Here is a 21090-nt window from a genome sequence, read left to right as displayed (position 1 = left end):
TGCGTTGCCGGGAGAACGGCATCGAGCACCGACTGACCAGGATCAAGCATCCCTGGACCAACGGCCAGGTCAAGCGCATGAACCGCACAATCAAGGACGCAACGGTCAAGCGCTTCCACTGCGACGACCACGATCAGCTTCGCCGCCATCTCGCGGACTTCATCGACGCCTGCAACTTCGCACGGCGCTTGAAGACCCTTCGCGGCCTGACCCCCTACCGGTTCATCGTCAAAGGCTGGGCTTCACAGCCGGAAAGATCCACACTCGAACCAACCCATCAAATGCCGGGAATGAACTCCTAGATCTTCGGCTTCGCACTTTCGGCATACTGTTTGGCGATGTCGATCATTCGGGCCAACTCTTCATCCATCAGAAGGTAGACCTGCCCCAGCCCCTCTTTGCTTGCTTGCCCTTCTCCAATCACCGCCTGAAGCAAGGCTTTGGTCTGCCCCCAGTCCGCAGCGGCCGCGGCAAGCTTCTCGCGCAGCTCGTCGTTCGGCGGCGGTTCAATCCCCGCCTCGGGCATCCCGTTCAGCAGCGCGTTCAGCGAGGTTTCGTACAGGCCCATGGTCTTGGCCAGCTGCTCGGCCGTGCCAAGGTCTGCATTGCCAATAACCACGCCACAGGCCTCTTTTGCGATCCTTTGCGAGAGCATGCGCTGGCGGGCCGAGATGTCGACCGCCAGCGCCTGCGCCTGTGTCATTTCCGCCGGGTTCGAGTATTCGGCAGACACTTCGCTTGTCAGCACGTTCGCCAAGTTGAGCAGCGCCAGGTTGCTTTGGGCCACATGCGCAAAGTTTGCCTCAACGTCCGTGCCCGCGACGATCGCGTCCAGCGCGGCCTCATAGGGCGTCCACTGGTCTCTGACAGCCTGGATCGCCTCAAGCGTGCGACGCTGGCTTTCGGCGCCGATGATTCCAAGGCTTTCATCGCCGTCAGTCAGCGCGGTCAGGATGCTGTTGTACTCGGCCTTCGCCTTCAGCAACGTATCAAGCGACTTGTCGGTCGCCACGTCCGCCGCGTAATGACAGGCAGAGGATGCGATCCGCTGGCTCAGCATCCGCAGCTTGCCCGCCAGGGCGATGCGCGCGCTTCCCCCAACGTCCTCGAGGAAGCGATTTCCTTCGGTCAGCTGGACTAGTCCCGCGTACTCGTCGCCAGTCGGCCGCGATGTCGTATGCTGGCCCGCACCGCTGGAACGTATAGCTTGAGCCGAGGCGGAGGTCTGGACCGCAAAGGCGGCTACAATGGCAAGCGCTGAAAGGGCCGCAAGACGGTTGGGCATGTTCATAAAAAGTTGTCTCCTAAGGTACGGTTCTGTTCGACGGCGCGGTGCTGCATGTCAGATCTTGAGTGCGGCAAAGTCGCGATAATCCTCGACGATAAGCTTCATGTGTTCGCGCAAGACTTCGAGGCGGTCGTAAAGATCGGTCTCTGACCCGTCGGGTCCTTTGCCGGCGACCGCGAAAGCCTCGATATCGACCTTTATACCGTCCCATTCCTCTTTGATCGTCTGTAGATCAGCGGCAATCTTGGGCGTCGGCGGCGGCATGACCCCAGCCTCTGGCATGCCGGTAATCAAGGCGTTCAGAGACACATCAAAGAGAGCGGCCGTAGCGCGCAAGTCTTCAACGGTGCCGAAAGCCGGATGGGCAGTCTCAACACCGCAGGCTTCTTTCCCCATCTTCTGTGTCAGCATCCTCTGCCGTCCGGCGATGTCGATTACCATTGCATTTGCTTGGGTCATCTCGGCCGGGTTGGCGTATTCCGCATTGATATCTGAGGCGAGATCGCTGGCAGCCTTCAACAGAATTTCATTGTTTTCAGCAAGATAGTCGAGGTTCTTCTCGATATCCTGGCCCTCGGCGACCGCTTCCGCCGCCGCGCGGTATGGCTTCCAGATCACCAGGAGCGCCTCAATGTCCCTGAGCGTCTTAGCGCGAGGTTCGGGACCGAAGATACCGATCGATTCATCGCCGTCACGAAGGGCGATGATGAACTTTTCGTACTGCGCGATCGCGTCGATCAGGATCTCTTTGTGCTGAGCGTCCTGGTGCGTTGCGAACTGGCAGGCTTTGCCAGCGATCTTCTGGCTAAACATCCTGAGACGCCCTGAGTAGTCGACGCGGGCAGAGGCGCCGACGTCCTCAATGGCGAGCTCAGCCTTGATGACAAGATCCGCCTGTAACGGTGCCCAGTCATTACGGAGCATATCGGCGCGCAGGGGCTGCGCCGACAGCACGCCGAGTCCGTCACTTCCGACAATCTGTGCGGTCAGCGGCAGAGGCGACGCCCCGCCGACCACTGCGGCAAGCGCCAGAATGCAAGCTGCCTTGCCGAGGGGTCTTTTGGGTTTGGTGAACAACTTAGTAACTCCTTTGTGGCGGGCTTACGTGTTTGAGGCGGCGGGCGTCTTTGCACGAACAACGTTGGGCAGACGGTTATCCGGTGAGGTACTGCTTTCTAGTGTTTTCTCGGTCGAGGGACGCGCTTCCCATGATTGTGTCACTTAGCAAATCGAGCCGTTCACGCGGAACCGCGCGGGCCTCTGCAGGAAGCTGTTCGCCACTTGTATCCAGCATGGGACAGGCCCTGATCTGCGTGATTGGCACATCGTCACTTCTTAAGAGCGGCGAATTCACGATATTGCTCGGTCGTCTCCTCCATCATCTCCTGCAGCTCCTCTACGTCCGAAAAAAGCTCGCTCTCTTCGTCCTGGGGAGGGGCGGCTTTGTCAGCGACTTCCTGAATCATGGCCTTTAGAGGGGCCCAATCCGCCAAGGCGGCCTGCAGTGCATCCGAGATTTCCGACGTGGGAGGTTCGATCACGCCCACTTCCGGCATGCCGGTGGCCAGGGCGTTCAGCGACACGTCAAACAGGGCAATCGTTTCCCGCAAACCCTCTGGCGTTCCGTAAGCGGCGTTTCCGGTGTCGACCCCGCAGACTTCTTTCAGCATCTTCTCGGTCAGCATCGCTTGCCGTCCAGAGATGTCGATCACCATCGCATTCGCTTGAGTCAGCTCTGCCGGGTTTGCGTATTCAGCGTTTACCGCCGAAGCCAGAACGATGGCCGTCTCCAGCAAGGCTTGGTTGTGTTCGGCCAGATAGACGGAATTCTGTTCGACGTTGTCTCCGGAGACAGCCCCCTCGGCCGCAGCTCTGTATGGCCCCCACAGCGCCTCGATCTCATCAAGAAGCCTAAGCGTTTTAGCTTGCGGTTCCGGGCCGATGACGCCCATTTCTTCGTCGCCGTTGCGCAGCGCTTCGACAATCTCATCAAATTCCTCAATCGACTCGATCAGGTCGGCCTTGGTGTCCTCGACACTCACTCCGGCGAGATAGAAGCATGCGTTCGTGGCAAGCTCCTGGGTAAGAACACGCAACTCGCCCGAGATTTCGACGCGGGCCGAGGCACCGACGTCTTCTATGGCGCTCTTTGCCGGAGCCTCTGCGGCTTCCTGGGCGGCCAGCGGAAGAGCTAGGCATCCACACGACAACGCAACTGCCAGAGCGGCTTTGCCGACGACGATGGTTGAACAAGACTTATGGGTCATTTCGGCAAACCTTTTGAAGCATGAGGCACTGAACACATGTGTTCGCATTTGAGTTTCTGTCGAAACTGGTGAAGGTGTAGGAACTTTGGGGGGCAAGTGGCTGCCCGGCGGGGGGGTGGCCACGCCTTCTGTCGGCAGGCATTTCAGGCGACCTAATCCGGCGGCCAGCAGCCGCTGTATGCTGGACTCGCGAAAAATCGCGGCCAGAAGCCAAGCGCCGACGCGTGCAGCAAGGATTCGATCGCTTATGGCCCGCAATTCTCTGTCTCCTGGGACGATCAAGCTTCGGGTGATGGTGGTCACCAGATCATTTCACAGATGCTGTTTGGCAAAGGTGCGGTACTTGTCCACAACTGCCTGCATCGTCTGACCGACGTGATCCAGGTCCTCGAAAAGCTTCACCCGTTCTTCGTCGGGGATCACCTCCATCGCTTCGACGGACAGCAATCGTTCCCTGATTGGTGTCCATTCTGCCGACACGGCCTGAAGGCTGGCCAAAATCTCGGGCGTCGGCGGCACCATGACCCCAGCTTCGGGCATCCCGTTCAGCAATGCCGTCAGCGATACCTCGAACAACTCAACAGTCTTCTTCAGATCTTCCTTGGTCCCGAGAGTCGGATTGCCCGTCTCGATGCCGCAAAGATCCTTGGAAATGCGCTGGATCAGCATGGTCTGACGGCTGGCAATTTCGATCACCATAGCATTGGCCTGCGTCAGCTCGGCGGGGTTCGCGTATTCCGCGTTCATATCCGTTACAAGGATTGCGGTACGCTCCAGCAGGGTCATGTTGGTCGAGCTGATCAGGGCCACGTTCTTTTCGATATCCTGACCCGCGATTATCGCTTCGGCAGCCGCCTTGAAGGGCTTCCAGACCGCCTCGACTTCGTCGATGTGCTTAAGGGTCTTTGACCGCTCTTCAGCCCCGATGATCCCAAGCGAGGGGTCGCCGTTCCGCAAAGCGGCGATGTACTGGTCAAACTCCGCGAGTTCCTTGATCAGCAGCTCTTTTGCAAGATCGGCATCGATGCCGGCGGCGAGGTAGCAGGCGTTGGCGGCAATCTGTTGGCTGAGAAGGCTGAGCCGGCTTGCATAGTCGATACGCTCCACCGCGCCCACGTCCACGATGTCAAGCTTTGCCGGAATCAGCGTCGCTTCGCCAAGCTGCGCGCTTTCCTGGATCAGCAAGGCTTCCTGCGCAAAGGTCGGCGAAGACGCCGTGCTTTCGATCGTCATGGCTGCCAGAGCGGCTTTGCCAAAGCTGAATGCGGAAGAATCGCCGCGACCGATCATGACTGCATGCCTTTCTGTTGCGGGAAAACGCGATTGGGCGCCCGATGTTAAGGTGCTGCCGGACCCGAAGGTCCGGCCCGATTTAAACTTCTGAGGGACGGCGCGGCAGGAATGGCCGACCGCGCCAGGCCCCGGTCAGCCTTGCGGACGGCTGATCCACACTTCAACCCGGCGGTTGATGGCGCGGCCAGCTTCCGAGCTGTTGCAGGCCGACGGCGCGATGACACCGTAGCCCAGAGCATCGAACTCGATCCCGGCAAGTGTCTCGCCGCCCGCTGCCTTGACCTCGTCCACGACCTGGCGCGCCCGTTCCCGGCTAAGCGCCAGGTTCGACTCGAAGGCGCCAATATCATCGGTGAAGCCGACCATGGTGACCTTGGTGCCCTCGGGCGAGCCCGCCAGATAGTCGACAAGCCGCTTCATGTCGGCAATGCCGCGTTCGTCAAGCGACGTCGATCCCAGACGGAAGCGGAACGTGGTTGACAGACGGTCAAACTCGCTCATCACGCCCAGCATTTCCCGGATGACGTTGCCCTCGAAATCATCGACATCTGCCGTCAGCAGCGCCTTTGCACGCGGGCTTTCCATCGACTGTTCACGTTCCTTGATGCCGAGGTCGATGAAACCTGCCTTGGCGACCACCGCGTCCGACGCCTCGTTCTGCGTGAACTCGACGAACTTCTTGGTCGCTTCGTCGGCATCCGCGGTCGTGTAGAGATAGAGGCGGCGCTGAAGGGCGTATTCTTCGGTCTTCGCCGAGAACGGGTCCGGCTCGGCCGGAATGCCGCATTCGTTGATCAGGACCAGAGGCTTGGCGCCGCGCTGGAAGGCGTAGCCGACATAACCGATGGCGCCGGGCGTTTCGTTTACAAGGCTTGCGACTTCGTTGTTGTCGTCGACGACCTTGAACGCTGGGTTGGCCGCGGGCGCGTTTTCGCCGAAGATGCGGTCGTTGAAGACGGCCAGGGTGCCCGAGCCTTCGGCCCGCGTAATCACTGTGATCGGCAGATCCTCACCACCCAGTTGCGACCAGTTGGTGACTTCGCCGGAATAGATGCGCTGCAGGTCCTGGATCGAGATCTGCTCCATCTTGTTGGCCGGGTTCACGATCAGCACAAGGCTGTCGACCGCGATGATGTGTTCCTGGCCGATGCTGACCATGTTGCCCTTCTGCGCATCGCGCAGGGCACGCGCTTCTTCAGGAGTGATCCTGCGCGAGGACATGCCGATCTGCGCGCTGCCGTCCAAGAGCGTCTTGAAGGCATCACCCGACCGCGTCGCGGTCACCAGGATCGAACCGAGATCGTCGCCGAAGCCCGCATCGCCTATGAAGGACGCGAGGATCTGGTTTTCGACCTGGGTGTTGGTGATCGTGGCTTCGGCATTCAGGTAACCGGCATATCCGCTCATCAGAAGCGGCATCAGGCCAAGACCCACCGTGTCAGAGCCCGCGATGCGCACATTTGCGGTCGCCGTCTCGAATACCGGGCAACTTGCGCCTTCGCAACGCACCCGGCTGGCGGCGATACGAAGTTCGCCAAGCGCGGTGCGAATGACATAGTTGTCATCGTTGAACTCGACGAACTCGCCAACAAGGTTCACAGTGCCGTCGGCCGACTTCAGTGTGACCTCCTCGGAGAACGCAATGCTTGGCATAAGGACCATCGCCGCGACCCCAATGGCGCGAAGCGCGACACCACCTGTATAGTTCAAGACATTCCTCATGTTACTGTCTCCCAGAAATTAAACAAACCGACATCTGCGCAACGATTTCCCTGCGCCCGTGACACTTGTCGCTGCACCCGAATCAAGGACAGCCTGCCACTTCCAGTGCTGATCAAGCTCTGATTTCATGTGGAATCTTGGGCTGAATTGCGGTCTAATTGGGATGATTGTCGCGCTTTTGGAAAACAATTCAGCATGATGGCGCTTTGAGGTGTCCAAGCCGCTTGGTGCCATGGCCGCCGATTGCTTCCGGCGCTGCTTGAATGCAATCTGCCAAAGCTGCGGTCAGGCCAAGACTCTAATGGATTCCAGATACTTGTCCGCCAGAACTCGCCTGCGCATGCGCACTCGGCCCTTGTTTTGCCCCGACCATGCTCAGCGACGTACAGCAGCATCGGCCGCCTCTCGTGGCTTTCCATTTGGTCAATGCTATCGCTCAGCTCTGCCAAATCATTCCTCACCATGCGTCGGGCGAGCACTTCTTCGGTCTGCTGCGGAATGGCATGAAGCCAATTCAGATCTCCGCATACTTTACGCTCTTCTTTACCAGCAGGTCGTCGACTTTCATCTGTTACATTGGATGGCTCGGAGGGCTGATTTCGCATCAGACTGCCATTTTCCGCAATCAAAGGTTGGGCCGCAACTCGCCCGACAAGTCAGCTGCCCTTCACAGGCTTCCTGGCGCAAGCGTCTTTACATCCGTGTGATGCGACTTAAGCAGGCAACACATATTCGTCGCGAACTGCTTGCTTCCAACATCATCGTGCGGAGGGAGGAGACGCCACGTCATGCCAACCCCGAACCGTCCTCAATCAATCCCTTTGCTTGATCCTTGGGTAGCATCGGATCACTGCCCTTCGGTCAGTGTGAAGAAAGCGACGAAAAGGCTGCCATTGCGGTCGACCGCAAAGCTGAAGGTCCTGACGCCGTTTCCAAGCTCCCGTGTCAGGATACTGGCCAAGGTCTTCTCTGCGTCCAGCCGCTCTTGGGTTGTCGCATAAGCGACCAGAACGTCGCCGACCTGCAGGTCGGTTTCGATGGCTTCGGGAATCTCGGCAACCGAAACCACGGGACCAGCGGCCGAGGGAACGATATCGAAGGTCATCCCGTTCTTCAGTGCGACCCGCTCGACGACCGGGAGCATTTCGGTCTTCCGGATGATATCTGCACCGGGGAAAGCCTCGACCCCGAAGATGGCCTGCACTTCAGTCGTTGCCGACAAGTCCTTGCCGTCCGCAATCAGCGCGCCCATGTCCGAGTCGCCGCGCACGGGCGCACCATTGACTTCGACAATTCTCTGGCCCGGTTGCATCCATGACGGCGCGCCCGGAAGCACTGTACCGACAAGCGCAGCATTCTCCCCATCGGCCAGGAACGGCACGCGAACCGCAGGCGCAATCGACAGACCTGCCGCGGCTTCCGGTGAAATCGGATCGGTCCCAACCTCAGGGGCCTCTTCGACTACCGCCGTTACTTCGGAGGCGGGCGAAGGCGCCGGCGCTTCCGCAGGCTCGTCCGCCGACTCCAACGAAGCGGTGCTTTCGGCGACCGGCGCGGGGACAGGCTCAACCGCCGGCTCGGCGGTCGTACTGGCCGCAGTCTCCACGACACCGGTATCGGCAGGCGCAACGGGACCGGCATCAGCGGTGGCCGTAGGATCAGCATCGGCGGTGGCCGCGGGACCTGGATCGGCGGTGGCCGTGGGACCGGCATCGGCGGTGGCTGAGGGACCGGCATCGGCGGTGGCTGAGGGATCAGCATCGGCGGTGGCTGAGGGACTGGCGTCAGCGGCTGGATTGGGGGTCGGCTCGACCACGCCGGTTTCCGCCACAGGTTCCTCGACAGGTTCGGCCGCGACGACAGGCTCAACAGGCGCGGCGTCGGGCGTGACGGACGCAACCTCCGTTTCTTCCGCGGCATCGCCGCTGATCGCCGGTGTTTTGGGAACCGACGGGTCGGATGCCACAATCGCAGTTGCCGTTTCCGCTACTTCCGAGACCGCTTCGCCGCTGGCGACTGTCGTTTTCGGGATCGACGGAGCAGAACCAGCACTGGCCGTCACAGTCTCCGGCACTTCCGGGACCGCATCGTCCCTTACAATTGATTGGCCTCCGGTCCAAAGCGTGCCCACGGCGATCATTACCACAACCGCAAATGCGGCGACGAGCACAGTCTGTGAACCGCGCGGCTTAACGGCCGGCGTCTGTGTCTCAGTCAGCGTCTTTGTCCGGGGCGTGGCAGTTTGGCCAAGCGGCCTTGATGCCGGCCTTGGAGCCGCGGGGGGATCCAGCATCTCCAGCCAGGCTTGCGCCGAAGGAATTCGGTCCTTTGGAAACATGCTCATCGCCTGGTCGATCGCGCGCAGGAAGACCGGCGGATAGCCCTCAATTCTGCCGTCAAGCGGTACGTAAGGATCCGGTTCGCGCATGGCGACGGCCGAAAGCCTGGCCTGCGCGTTCGGGGCCGTCTCGCCGGATATCAGATGATAAAACGTGGCCCCAAGCGAGAAAAGATCGCTCGACGGGCTCTGTTCGCTGCCGTTGATGTAGAACTCTTGCGGCGAGTAGCCGTCCTTGACGACCCGCAGTGCCGACAGAGCCCGTCCTGCAGTTGCGACCTCTTCTTTCGCGGCGCCGAAGTCGATCAGAACCGGCTCGCCGGTAGCCTTGTTCAACAGGATGTTGTCGGGCGAGATGTCACGATGCAGAACGCCTTGGGAGTGGAGGTAGCTAAGCGCACCAAGCAGCTTCTTGAGCATCCCCATGATCTGGTCAGCAGACAGCTTCTCCGCGCCATCCTCCAGCATCTCAAAAAGGTCGCCACCCTCAATGTAGTCCAGCGCCATGTATGCGGTGTTGTTGTCTTCGAACACCTGGTGCACGCCCACGATGTTGGGGTGCTTGAGCTTCGACAGGCTGAAAGCCTCGCGCACGAACAGCCCGACAAGCGAGCGGAACTCACCCTGATGCGACCGTGACCGCGCGCCGACCGACGTCTTGGACCTGCGGCAGAACGACCCGTGGAAGCATTCCTTGATCACGACGCGTCGATTGAGCGAGTCGCGGGCAAGATAGGTGATGCCAAAGCCGCCGCTGTTCAGAAACTCTTCAATAGTGTACTGGCCCTGCAACAGAGAAGTGCCTGGCTTCAACTCATCGCCGTCAATACCGTCGCCGTTCTTGTCCGATTTTAGCGCTATTGGCAACATTCCGAACACACTCCATACGCTGCCGCACCGAAAGACAGAATCACTTATGCTGCGTTATTGCTTCTAAAGTAGCCTAAAGTATGAACACCAGATCAATTTGGGGCAACAGGTGAGTGCGGCGAACGCGCAATCCAAGGTTGTGGGCGCTTCGGTCTCCGAGGGTTTTTCTTGGGATTATCGCCGTTTGGTGAACAACTCTCGGGTAACTGGTCGAATCCGGGCCAAAATACATACAACCTTAAGTTGCATAGAATGTGTTCTTTTTCAGACATGCAAATTGTCGCATGGCTGATTTGAAAGGCGATTTGCCACCTTTTCATTCAGCAGCAGACCAGCAGGCAGTCCGGGCCACGTAACCTGCCAGAGAGCCATGAGGTCGGAGAGGCGATGTCGCGAAGTCTGTTCTTCGAGCCGCCGGTTTGGTCGGATCGACATTCCTTCAAGTGGCTGTGGCAGGACCCGGTTGCGCTCTTCTAAGGTCGGCTGGGCGGCGTCATGACGCCTTGGAAGCTTGCGGCAGGTACCCTTCGGAAGCCGTCAGAAGCGCGCGCGTATAGCTTTGGGTAGCGGCTCGGGATTGCAGGTTTTCGCGCGTCAGCTCCTCGACAGCCATGCCGTGCTGCATGACGAGAAGCCGGTCGCACATGTGCGACACGACGGCCAGATCGTGGCTGACCAGCACGAAGGTCAGCCCGCGTTCGGCGCGCAGGCGGTCGAGAAGGTTCAGCACCTCGGCCTGGATCGAGGCGTCGAGCGCGGAGGTGGGTTCGTCAAGTAGCAGCACCTGCGGTTCCAGGATCAGCGCGCGGGCGATGGCGACGCGCTGACGCTGGCCGCCGGACAGCTGATGGGGATAGCGGAAGCGGAAGCCGTGACCAAGGCCCACGTCCTTCAGCGCCTGTTCGATGCGGGTTTCGGCGTCGGAAAAGCCATGGATCGCAAGGGGTTCCGACAGCACCCGGTCCACCGTATGGCGGGGGTGCAAGGACGCATAGGGGTCCTGAAACACCATCTGGATGCGGCGATAGAACGCGGGCTCGCGCGGATGGCGGAGGGGCGTGCCGTCAAGGCGGACCTGACCGCCGCTGATCGGGGCGAGACCGCAGATCGCCCGCAGGATTGTCGACTTGCCCGATCCGCTTTCGCCGACGATGCCGTAGCTTTCGCCCTTGGTCACCGACAGCGACACCCCGCGCACCGCCCTGACCCGGTTGCCCGCCGCGCCAAAGGTCACCTCAAGGTTTTCGATGTCCAAGAGCCCCATCAGCGCGCCCATTCCGCATCGCGCTGCAGGGTCGGCAGCGGGCGGGCGCTGCCGGTCACCTGAGGCAGGCACTTGAACAGGCCCTGCGTGTAGGGGTGCTGGGCGCGGGCAAGGTCAGCGGAGGCCAGTTCCTCGACCACCCGGCCCGCATACATCACCAGCACCCGGTCGCAAAAGCTGCTGACCAGCCGCAGGTCGTGGCTGATGAAGATCAGGCCCATGCCGCGGTCGGTCACCAGCCGGTCAAGGATGCGCAGAACCTCGATCTGTACCGTCACATCGAGAGCCGAGGTGGGCTCGTCCGCGATCAGAAGGTCAGGTTCGGTGATCAGCATCATCGCGATCATTGCCCTCTGTCCCATGCCGCCTGACAGCTCATGCGGGTAGGCGCGGAAGACGCGCTCGGGGTCACGGATTTGCACCGCCTCAAGCATCGCCATTGCCTGATCGCGCGCCTCGGCCCGGCCAGCTGTGCGGCGGGCGGCCTCCATCAGCTGGCGGCCGATCTTCATCACCGGGTTCAGCGAGAACTTGGGATCCTGCATGATCATCGACATCCGGATTCCGCGCAACTCGCGCCAGCGTGCGGGGGTGGCGTGGCGCAGGTCGATGCCGTCGAACTCCAGCCGTTTGGCGGTGGCGATGCCGGGGGGTGGGGTCAGGCCCAGAAGCGCTCGCCCCGTCTGCGACTTACCCGACCCGCTTTCGCCGACGATCCCAAGGCGTTCGCGGCCCAGGGCGAAGGTGACGCCGCGCACCACCTCGGAGGGGCCTTGCCGCGTGGGGAAGGTAACGCGCAGGTCTTCGACGTGAAGAAGGGTCATTTGCGCGCCTTCGGGTCAAGGACGTCGCGCAGGCCGTCGCCCAGAAGGTTGAAGCCAAGCGCCACGATGAAGATCGCAAGGCCGGGCATGGTGGCGACCCACCACTGGTCGATGATGAACCGCCTGCCGCCCGCGATCATCGCCCCCCATTCCGGCTGCGGCGGTTGCGCGCCGAGGCCGAGGAAGCCCAAACCGGCTGCGATCAGGATGATCCCCGCCATGTCCAGCGTCACCCGCACGACAGCGGATGACAGGCACAAGGGCGTCACATGGCCCCAGAGGATGCGCAGCGATGAGGCGCCCTGAAGCCGGATGGCATTGATGTAGTCGGTGTCGCGGATGGTTAGCGTCTCGGCCCTAGCCAGTCTCGCATAGGGCGGCCAGGCGGTGATGGCGATGGCGATGATGGCGTTCTCGATGCCGGGGCCGAGGGCCGAGGCAAAGGCCAGCGCCAGAATCAGGCGGGGGAAGGCCATGAAGATGTCGGTGATCCGCATCAGCACCACATCGACCCAGCCGCCGAAATACCCCGACGCCGTGCCCACCGCGAGGCCGATGGGCGTGGCGATCACTGCCACCAGAAGGACGACCAGCAGCGTGATGCGCGCGCCGTGGATCACCCGGCTAAGGATATCGCGCGACAGATCGTCGGTCCCAAACGGATGCGCCCAGGACGGCGGCTCCAGCCTTGCGCCGCGCAGGCCGCCGATGCCCTCTACCGGGCTATATGGCGCAAGCACGGGTGCGAAGATGGCAAGCAGGATCAGGACGATCACGATCCACAGGCCCACCATCGCCAGCCGGTTCGATTTCAGCGCCAGCCAGGTGCGGTAGCTTTGCCCCCAGCGGGCCTGGCTCCGCGACGTGGGCGCATCGGACAAAAGCCACTCGCGGCGGGTCATGACTTGCCCCCGCGACGGCGGACCCGGGGGTCGAGAAGGTTGTAGAGAAGATCCGACAGCAGGTTCAGCCCGACGAAAATCGCTCCGATCACCAACGTGCCGCCAAGAACGGCATTCATGTCGGCCACCTGCAGGCTGTTGGTCAGGTAAAGCCCGAGGCCCGGCCAGGCGAACACCGTCTCGGTCAGCACCGAACCTTCAAGCAGACTGCCATAGGAAAAGGCGATTACCGTGACCAGCGGCACGGCTGCGTTGCGCAGCGCATGGACCCAGATGATCCGCCATTCCGGCACGCCCTTGACCCGCGCGGTGGTTACATATTCCTGCGCAAGCTCTGTCAGCATGAAGCTGCGGGTCATCCGGGCGATGTAGGCCATCGCGTTGTAGCCCAGCAGCGAGGCGGGCAGGATGATGTGAGAGAACGCGTTGCGGAACGCCTCCCACTGGCCCTGCAGGGCGCTGTCGACGAGAAGCATGCCGGTGCCAGGCGAGATCGAGTATTCATAAGCAATATCAATGCGCCCCGGCCCGGAAATCCAGCCCAGATTGGCGTAGAAGACCAGAAGGCCCAGCAGGCCCAGCCAGAAGATCGGGGCGGAATAACCGATCAGGCCGATGATGCGGACGAACTGGTCGATGGGCTTGCCCGCCTTGACCGCCGAGATGATCCCCAAGGGAATGCCAAAGAGTGTGCCGATGATGATCGCCAGCGTCGCCAGCTCCACCGTCGCCGGGAAGGCGCGGGCGAGGTCCTCGATCACTGGCTTTTTCGTGAGGAACGAATTGCCGAAATCCCCCGACAGGACTTTCTGGATATAGATCCAGAACTGCTCGTAAAGCGGGCGGTCGAGGCCCATCTCGATGAACATCTTGTCATAGGTCGCCTTGCTGGCCCGGTCCCCCACCACGGCCAGAACCGGGTCGACCGAGATCACATGGCTGATGAGGAAGGTGACCAGCAGAAGGCCAAGGAAGGTCACGGCCACGGTCAAGAGAAGCTTGAAGGCCTTCCAGATAAACGCAGGAAGGGCGCTTCCGCGCCCCTCCGCCGGGTTTGACCCGATGTCGGTCATTCCTTGGTGACACCCCGGAACGAGTTGTCGTTGAACGACGGGCCGATGATGTAGCCCTTCACGTTCGAGCGGAAGGCGAACACGTCCGACTCCTGGAACATGATGATGAACGGCGAGGTCTTCTGATGCTCTTCCTGCAGCTCGCGGTACATCGCCGCGCGCTTTTCGGCATCGGTTTCCAGCACGGCAGCGTCGGCCTTGGCGGTCATTTCCGGGATTTCCCAGGAGTTACGCCAGGCCAGCGGCTTCGCCTCTGCCGTGTCGCTGTTGTCGGGGTTGCGCGCGAAGGTCGCGTTGGTGTGGGGGTCCTGATAGTCCGGCCCCCAGTTGCCGATGTAGATGTCATGCGTCCGCGCGCGGTATTTCTCCAGCGTCTGACCGCCGTCGCCGGGGATGATTTCCAGCGTGATCCCGGCTTCGGCCATGGTCTGCTGCACGGCCTGGGCAATCGCGGTCACATCAGGCGTGTTGCGGGTGTCCATCGTGACGGTGAAGCCATCGGGGAGACCCGCGGCAGCCAACAACTCCTTCGCCTTGGCCACGTTCAGCGAGTAGGGGTTGCTGTCCAGCGCGCCAAGGAAGCCGGAGGGCAGGAAGGTCTGGTGCGTATCCATCTTGCCTTTGACGATGGTGTCGGCAATCGCCTCATAGTCCACCAGATACTTCATCGCCTCGCGCACTTCGGGCTTCGCCAGGAATTCGTTCTTCTGGTTCAGCGCCATGTAGAAGATCGTGCCCTTCACGCCCGATTCAATCCGGATGTCGGGGTTGGTTGACAGGGCCTCGATCTCTTCCGGCAGAAGGTCGCGTGCGACGTCGATGTCACCCTTTTCCAGAAGCAGCCGCTGGGTCGCGGCTTCGGGGACGTGGCGGTAGATGGAACGGGCCAGGGCGGGCTTCGGGCCGTCATAATTGTCGTTGCGCTCCAGCACGACCGCCTCGTTGGCACGCCATTCGCGGATGATGAAGGCGCCGGACCCGGCATAGTTGGTCTTCAGCCAGTTGTAGCCGTAGTCGCCGTCAACCTCGTTGGCCATGACAAGGTCCTTGTCCACCACCATGGCGACGGTCGCGGTCAGGCAGTAGAGCAGGAACGTCGGCGCATAGGCCTGATCCATGGTGAAATCAAAGCTATAGTCGCCGGTCTGCTTGACCATCGTCTCGACATTGTCCGGAGTCAGGCCGAACTGGCCGAGGATGAAGGCGGGCGACTTGTCCAGCTTCACGGCCCTGACCAGGCTGAACACCACGTCCTCGGCCGTCAGATCGTTGCCCGAGGCGAACTTCTTGCCCTGCTTGACGGTGAAGGACATCGTCTTGCCATCGGCGGAAAGCGTCCAGGTATCGGCCACCACACCGAAGATCTTGGACACATCGTTCAGATCATAGCTGATCAGCGGCTCATAGCTGTTGCCAAGGATTTCAGAGGCCGAGAACTCGAACACTTCAGCCGGATCGAGGCTGATCATATCATCTATCGTCCAGGCCTGAACGAAGGTATCCGCCGGGGTTTCGGCCAGCGTGGCGGTAGTCGATCCGAGACTCAGCGTAACGGCCGCAACAGCGGCAAGCAACTTTGCGCGCATAAACATCTATAACTCCCTGTGTTGATTGTTCTTATTTGTAATCGGAGTGTTCGGGGCGGTCAGCCCTGGCCCCCGTTCGCTCAGTAGCGACCAAGAAACGATGGGTGTCAATGAGTTAGCTACGCAACCAGAATTGCGCGGCCTTACTCCGGATAGGCCCGACCGGCGTTCCGATCCAGGTAACGGCATTTGTTCAGCACAACGCCCAGCACCTGTGTCCGCTTGGCCAGCTCCTTCCCGCAGCGCTCGACCTCGGTTGCGGTCGTTTCCTCGGCCGCTGCCACCATAAGCGCACAATCGACCTGGTCGAGAAAAGCAATCGCGTCGTCATTCACCAGCATCGGCGACATATCGAACAGGATCACGTCGGGACGAAGCATTGCCTCGATCTCGTCGATCATGTCGGCGGTCCGCGACGCGGAAAGCAGCTCCGCCGGGCTTTCAAAGGCGTTCGAGCTTATGGCAAAGGCCAGGTTCTTTCCCCAGCGCCGGATCTGGGAAAGGTCTGGCCTCGCTCCCTTAAGCATTCCAGCAAAGTTCTGGCCGGGCCGGGCACCCAGAATCCGAACCATGGAAGGGTGCCGCAGGTCCAGTTCGACCACGAGAATCTTGATGTCCGCCAGACGGGCGAGGCTGAACGCAAGGTTGAGCGTCACGGTAGACTTCCCGCAGCCGGCGGTCGGCGAAGTGACGGCGACCCTTGTCCATCCGTTCAGGCGCAGCGTGCGCAAAAGGTTCGTGCGCATGACGTCGAAACTGGCCGAGCCCGGGGTCGAGTTGTGGGCGATGATCCGGTTGCTGTCGAGCACACCCATATCTAGCGAAAGCTTCGCAAGATCGAGCCAATGACCTGACAATGCGGACTTCGCGGAAGAGGGCTGTCCCACCGCCTCCAGTTTGCGCTCTCGGGCTGCTCGGGCCTTGGCGAGCGCAGTTTGTATCCGTTCCATGGAAGCCTACTCAGAAATGCTGGTGGCCGCGTTTTCCGCGGTCGTCTCGGTAGCGGGTTGCCCCATGACCCGGCGCAGAAGCGTGTCGATAGGCGCCACATACATGTGAATCATAAGGAGGAGGACCGACGCGCTGACCAGAACGACGGCCAGACCCGCCCACATCCCAGCGAACACGCGACTGGCGCGCGATCTGACATCGATGAACCCGACCGTTCCGAAAGGGGCGGTTCCAATTGCCCTCGTCAGCTCGGCAGGACGGCGGATCTTCTGGTTCATGATTTCCAGCAGGAACACCAGCGCACCCGAAAAGATCACCCCTGCCCCAAAGGACGCGATGGTGATCCGCTTGCGGTTGGGTTCGGCCCGGTGGGCGGGCGGCACAGCCTTTTCGATCACCGTGATGCGCTGCCCACGGTCCGTGATCTCGATACGGTCCCCCATGCGAGCCTCGGACAAGCTCGACACGGCTTGCTCATACTGAACGCGCAGCGTTTCATAGTCGCTTTGCAGCTCGGCAAGGCGGATCGCGTTGCCAGGTGTGGCCTCGATCGTGGCGTCAAGCACCACCAGATCCTTTTCGATCAGCGCCTTCTGCTCGGCCAGGTCAGAGATCTGCCCGTCAATATCAAGCATCTGGACCTCGAAGGCCGTCAGCCTCCCGCCACCAGAGGCATCGAGCTGCTCTTCCACGGCTTCCTCTAGTGCTTCGACCTCCATCTGCATCGCCCGAACCCTGGGGTTCGACGGCGAAAGCACGACCAGCGCGGATGCCAGTTCCTGGCGGACCTGATCCAGCCGCTCTTCCTCAGGCGTCCGATCCTCGCTCGACGTAACCAGCCGACCGGTCCGGTCATAAAGCTCGGCCAGGCGCTCGCGCCGGTCGCGCAGGGCCGCGAGTTCGCGGTCAACCAACAACAGGCGCTCCTGCTGCGAGGCCTGCCGGGTCCGGCGATACTCGATGCTTTCCGGCAGCGCGTCGCGGTTGTTCTGCTCGAACTCAAGGATCGCGGCGTTCTGCTGGGCCAGTTCGTCCGTCAGCCGCCGCACTTCCTGCTCGAAGAAGTCGAGCGTGCTGCCAGAGGCCGCCGTTCTAAGCTCGGTGTTCCATTGCAGGACCTGTTCCGCGATCTCGTTCGTCACACTGGCCGACAGTGCTGGATCCGAGTCGGCAAACGACACCGTCACGACACCCGTATTGCCCTGCATCGTCGGCATGTAGATCGCCACCCGACCCGCAACCTGCCCCAGCCTCTCGTCGGGCGGCAATTCGGGCATCTGGGCAAAGAGGTTGTGACGTTCCGCGATGTCCATCAGGTTGTCGCGCGTCAGGATGCGCTGCTGGATCGCCAGAAGGATCTCGTCGGCCGTCGAGCGTACCGTGGATGCCGCCAGCTCGTCCGGTATCTGCGCGTTCTCGATCAGAAGCCTCGCCTCAGCCCGGAAGACCGGCGGCAGAGACATGGCATAGAAGACACCAGCGGTCGTCGTGGCAAACACGATTGCCAACAGGATAGGCAACCGCCGAAGCATCATGTGCAGGTAGAAACGCAGGTCCAGAGTCATTCCAATTTCTCATTCGTATCGCTTGCGGCTTGGGCCGAGAAGAAAATGCCATCGGCCACAACCTGCCTGACGGTCGCCTTGGTGACCGTGGGCTTGCCCTTGGTAAATGCGTAAACCATGGAAAGATCGCAAATCTGGTTCACAAGACGCGGAACGCCTTTGGTCAAGTCAAAAATCATCGTGATAGCCGATGGAGTGAAAACCCGTTGGTCGCAACCCGCGACCTTCAGTCGATGTTGAATGTACCCCCGAACCGTCCTCAGGTCCATCGCCGTCAGGTGATAGCTCGACGCCACACGCTGCACGAACTGCCGCATTCCCGGCCGGGACACAAGGTCCCTGAGCTCGGGCTGGCCGATCAGCACAAGCTGCAGAACCTCGTCCTTGCCCGAGTTGATGTTGATGAACATGCGCAGTTCTTCCAGCGCTTCGGCACTCAGGTTCTGCGCCTCATCAAAGATCAGGACGACACTGCGCCCCTCGGCATATTCGGACAGAAGAAACGACTGGAACCTCGAAAATAGATCGACATAGCTTTCGTGAGGCTCTGCCGGCTGCTCAAGCGCCTGCAGCACCCACCGCAGAAGCTCGGCCCGCGAACCATGCGGGTTCGAGATGAGGCCAACCTTGATTTCCGGCCCCAGCGACCGGACAAGATGCAAAAGCAGCGTCGTCTTCCCCGTGCCGATCTCGCCCGTAATCAGGGTGATCGGCGCGTTGGTATGCACGCCGTATTCAAGCATGGCATAGGCTGTTTCGTGGGCAGGCGGCCAGAAGAGGAAGTCCGGGTCGGGCGTCAACGCGAAGGGCCGCGCCTTGAGGCCGAAATGATCGCTGTAGATGTCAGGCAGACGCCGGCCCGGCTCGCCCCAGGTCAGACTGCGCGAGAGGACCCGGCTCGTCGACCGGGTTCCGGGTGCGCGAACGCCCTGCTCCCGCTCGCCCGTCCATCGCGCCTCGGCGGGTTTCTCGACGGGCGCCGGCTCGGGTGCGACTTCCGGCGTCTTGACTGGCTCTTTGACCTCTTCGACGGCACCAGGATCGAACCAGAGGATCCGGGTTAACAACTTGCGGGTTCTGCTGCGCTGCATCTACTCACCTTAAAGCAATTCTCCGGAAAACGGGGCCTTGCATCCCCTCTAATAAGCAAACTCGCGTGGTATTGCGACTGTCTACAGAATACTGATGATGGGCGGGCAACAAAGTAGGGAAATCAGAGGGCTACGCCACCATTTTCGCGCAGAATTGACGATTTTCTGTCCAAGGTTCGTGCTTCTCAGGGCGTAGTGATGTAGGAAAGCGTGAGAAAATTTTTTGGCGGCACGCGAATCGTTCATGGTACCAATTGGTCTATCGTTTGCGGACGGATGCAGAGTAGCTGTGCTTGTGGTCAAGGTTCGAGCAGACCCGGCAAAAGCTCGGTCCGGTTATCGTGTTGTTCGAAACCGGCTGCCCACCAGAACCACGCAGACGGGCACACGGGGCCGTGTCGCGAGGGCAAGTGAATGAAAGACGCTATGCAGGACCTTCCCGCTGATACCGACATCGCGATCGTCGGCATGGCCGCGCACCTCCCGGGCGCAGCAGACATCATGACCTATTGGCAGAACCTGCGCGACGGGCGTTCCGCCGTCCGGCGTCTGAGCGAAGAGGAAATACTGGCGTCGGGCGAAAACCCCGCCATGCTGCGCAACCCGGCCTACGTGCCCCACGCAGCGCTCCTCGAAGGCTTCGACCGCTTCGATGCCGAATTCTTCGGCTTCTCCCCCAAAGAGGCGGCGATCCTTGATCCCCAGCACCGGCAATTCCTCGAAGTCGCCTGGGAAGCGATGGAGAACGCCGGCCACGTGCCCGAGAACTTCAAGGGCCGGATCGGCGTCTTTGCTGGCTGTGGTATGGGCAGCTACTTCTACTTCAACCTCTGCTCGAACCCCGCGCTGGTCGAAAGCACTGGCATGTTCCTTCTGCGCCATACCGGCAACGACAAGGATTTCCTGTCCACGCGGGTCAGCCATGTCTTCGACCTGAAGGGGCCAAGCCTGGGGCTCCAGACCGCCTGCTCCACCTCGCTTGTCGCCACGCATTACGCCATTCAGGCGCTGCTGAACGGCGAATGCGACATGGCGCTCGCCGGGGGCGTCACGATCGACCTGCCACAGGGCCGGGGCTACATCTACAAGGAAGGCGAGGTCCTGTCGCCCGACGGCGTCTGCCATGCCTTCGACCACCGGGCGCAAGGCACGGTTTTTGGCTCGGGTGCCGGGACCGTGCTCCTCCGCCGCCTGGACGATGCGCTGGCCGATGGCGACCATATCTGGGCCGTCATCAAAGGCAGCGCGGTCAACAACGACGGCGCCGCGAAGGCCGGGTATCTGGCGCCTTCGGTCGAAGGCCAGGCGGCCTGCGTCGCGACGGCTCTGGCTGTGGCGGGGGCACCCGCCGATACGGTCGACTACATCGAATGCCACGGCACCGGCACCTACCTCGGCGACCCCATCGAAGTGGCAGCCCTGACCGAGGCGTTCCGGCGCACCACCCAGGCTAAAGGCTTCGCCCGGATCGGCAGTGTCAAGACGAACATCGGGCATCTCGATACCGCAGCGGGGGTTGCAAGCCTGATCAAGACCACCCTCGCTCTGCATCACAAGCAGATGCCCCCCAGCCTGAACTTCGAGACCCCGAACCCCGCGATCGACTTCGAGTCGAGCCCCTTCCGCGTGAACGACCGCCTGACCGACTGGCCCCGCCGCAACGGCCCGCGCCGGGCTGGGGTGAACTCGCTCGGTGTCGGCGGCACGAACGCGCACGTGATCGTGCAGGAAGCCCCCGCCGTTCAGGCCTCGGAACCCTCCGACTGGCCTTTCCAGCTGATCACTCTGTCAGCCCGCAGCGCCTCGGCCCTTGGTGAAGCCTCCTCCCGGCTGGCCGCGCACCTCCGCGCGAACCCCGATCAGAACCTTGCTGACGTCGCCTATACGCTGAAAGAAGGCCGCCGCGCCTTTGAACACCGCCGGGTGCTGGTGGCCGCAAGCCACGAGGAAGCCGCCGCGATGCTCGAGGCAGGCGATCCCCGCCGCGTCTTCACCCAGCGCCGCCTGGGCGATGCCCCCGACGTGGTCTTCATGTTCCCCGGCGGCGGTGCCCAAT

Annotated in this window: 16 protein-coding genes; 2 read left to right on the top strand and 14 right to left on the bottom strand. The window is 61.4% G+C overall.

Going from position 1 to position 21090, the window contains the following annotated elements:
* Positions 1 to 302, top strand: a 302-nt coding sequence (locus tag ACRCSW_RS04020) for an integrase core domain-containing protein (protein ID WP_438702795.1), incomplete at its 5' end; no start/stop codon positions are given.
* Here ACRCSW_RS04020 and ACRCSW_RS04015 read toward each other — a convergent pair.
* The 14 genes from ACRCSW_RS04015 to ACRCSW_RS03950 all read right to left on the bottom strand — a co-directional run bounded on the left by ACRCSW_RS04015 (position 299) and on the right by ACRCSW_RS03950 (position 19034).
* Entirely contained in the window at positions 299 to 1291 is a 993-nt protein-coding gene (locus tag ACRCSW_RS04015; RefSeq protein ID WP_438702793.1) for a type IV pili methyl-accepting chemotaxis transducer N-terminal domain-containing protein, read from the bottom strand. The genes ACRCSW_RS04020 and ACRCSW_RS04015 overlap by 4 nt on opposite strands.
* A gap of 51 nt (positions 1292 to 1342) precedes the next feature.
* On the bottom strand, positions 1343 to 2365 hold the full coding sequence (locus tag ACRCSW_RS04010; RefSeq protein ID WP_438702791.1) for a type IV pili methyl-accepting chemotaxis transducer N-terminal domain-containing protein: 1023 nt from the start codon (positions 2363 to 2365) through the stop codon (positions 1343 to 1345).
* A 251-nt stretch (positions 2366 to 2616) separates the two neighbouring features.
* Positions 2617 to 3858, bottom strand: coding sequence for a type IV pili methyl-accepting chemotaxis transducer N-terminal domain-containing protein (locus tag ACRCSW_RS04005; protein WP_438702789.1), 1242 nt, complete (start codon positions 3856 to 3858; stop codon positions 2617 to 2619).
* Between the two features lie 9 nt (positions 3859 to 3867).
* On the bottom strand, positions 3868 to 4845 hold the full coding sequence (locus ACRCSW_RS04000) for a type IV pili methyl-accepting chemotaxis transducer N-terminal domain-containing protein (protein ID WP_438702788.1): 978 nt from the start codon (positions 4843 to 4845) through the stop codon (positions 3868 to 3870).
* 135 nt (positions 4846 to 4980) lie between these two features.
* Complete coding sequence (locus ACRCSW_RS03995; RefSeq protein ID WP_438702786.1) at positions 4981 to 6570, bottom strand: substrate-binding domain-containing protein; 1590 nt, start codon at positions 6568 to 6570, stop codon at positions 4981 to 4983.
* Positions 6571 to 7417: 847 nt separating this feature from the next.
* A complete protein-coding gene (locus ACRCSW_RS03990) occupies positions 7418 to 9778 on the bottom strand; it encodes a protein kinase domain-containing protein (protein WP_438702785.1) in 2361 nt (786 codons plus the stop codon).
* 493 nt (positions 9779 to 10271) lie between these two features.
* Entirely contained in the window at positions 10272 to 11042 is a 771-nt protein-coding gene (locus ACRCSW_RS03985) for an ABC transporter ATP-binding protein (RefSeq protein WP_438702783.1), read from the bottom strand.
* The gene (locus tag ACRCSW_RS03980; RefSeq protein WP_438702781.1) at positions 11042 to 11866 is read right to left on the bottom strand and encodes an ABC transporter ATP-binding protein; all 825 of its coding nucleotides are present in this window, start codon (positions 11864 to 11866) and stop codon (positions 11042 to 11044) included. The genes ACRCSW_RS03985 and ACRCSW_RS03980 overlap by 1 nt, the downstream gene beginning before the upstream one ends.
* Positions 11863 to 12768: an ABC transporter permease gene (locus ACRCSW_RS03975; protein WP_438702780.1), complete on the bottom strand. Its 906-nt coding sequence runs from the start codon at positions 12766 to 12768 to the stop codon at positions 11863 to 11865. The genes ACRCSW_RS03980 and ACRCSW_RS03975 overlap by 4 nt, the downstream gene beginning before the upstream one ends.
* Entirely contained in the window at positions 12765 to 13841 is a 1077-nt protein-coding gene (locus ACRCSW_RS03970) for an ABC transporter permease (RefSeq protein ID WP_438702779.1), read from the bottom strand. Before ACRCSW_RS03970 ends, ACRCSW_RS03975 begins: the two co-directional genes overlap by 4 nt.
* Positions 13838 to 15433 (bottom strand): ABC transporter substrate-binding protein, encoded by a 1596-nt coding sequence (locus tag ACRCSW_RS03965; protein WP_438702777.1) that lies wholly within the window; start codon positions 15431 to 15433, stop codon positions 13838 to 13840. The genes ACRCSW_RS03970 and ACRCSW_RS03965 overlap by 4 nt, the downstream gene beginning before the upstream one ends.
* A gap of 137 nt (positions 15434 to 15570) precedes the next feature.
* The gene (locus ACRCSW_RS03960; protein WP_438702776.1) at positions 15571 to 16377 is read right to left on the bottom strand and encodes a CpsD/CapB family tyrosine-protein kinase; all 807 of its coding nucleotides are present in this window, start codon (positions 16375 to 16377) and stop codon (positions 15571 to 15573) included.
* Positions 16378 to 16383: 6 nt separating this feature from the next.
* A complete protein-coding gene (locus tag ACRCSW_RS03955) occupies positions 16384 to 17943 on the bottom strand; it encodes a GumC family protein (RefSeq protein WP_438702774.1) in 1560 nt (519 codons plus the stop codon).
* Positions 17940 to 19034, bottom strand: a complete 1095-nt coding sequence (locus ACRCSW_RS03950) for an ExeA family protein (RefSeq protein WP_438702773.1) — start codon at positions 19032 to 19034, stop codon at positions 17940 to 17942. Before ACRCSW_RS03950 ends, ACRCSW_RS03955 begins: the two co-directional genes overlap by 4 nt.
* A 414-nt stretch (positions 19035 to 19448) precedes the next feature.
* On the opposite strand from ACRCSW_RS03950, the gene ACRCSW_RS03945 reads away from it, so the two are divergent.
* A partial coding sequence (locus ACRCSW_RS03945) for a type I polyketide synthase (RefSeq protein ID WP_438702771.1) occupies positions 19449 to 21090 on the top strand: 1642 nt, incomplete at its 3' end.

Source organism: Tabrizicola sp., from assembly GCF_051645465.1.
Lineage (GTDB): Bacteria > Pseudomonadota > Alphaproteobacteria > Rhodobacterales > Rhodobacteraceae > Tabrizicola.
Note: the sequence above shows the minus strand (reverse complement) of the source record. Positions and strands in the feature narration are given on the sequence as shown.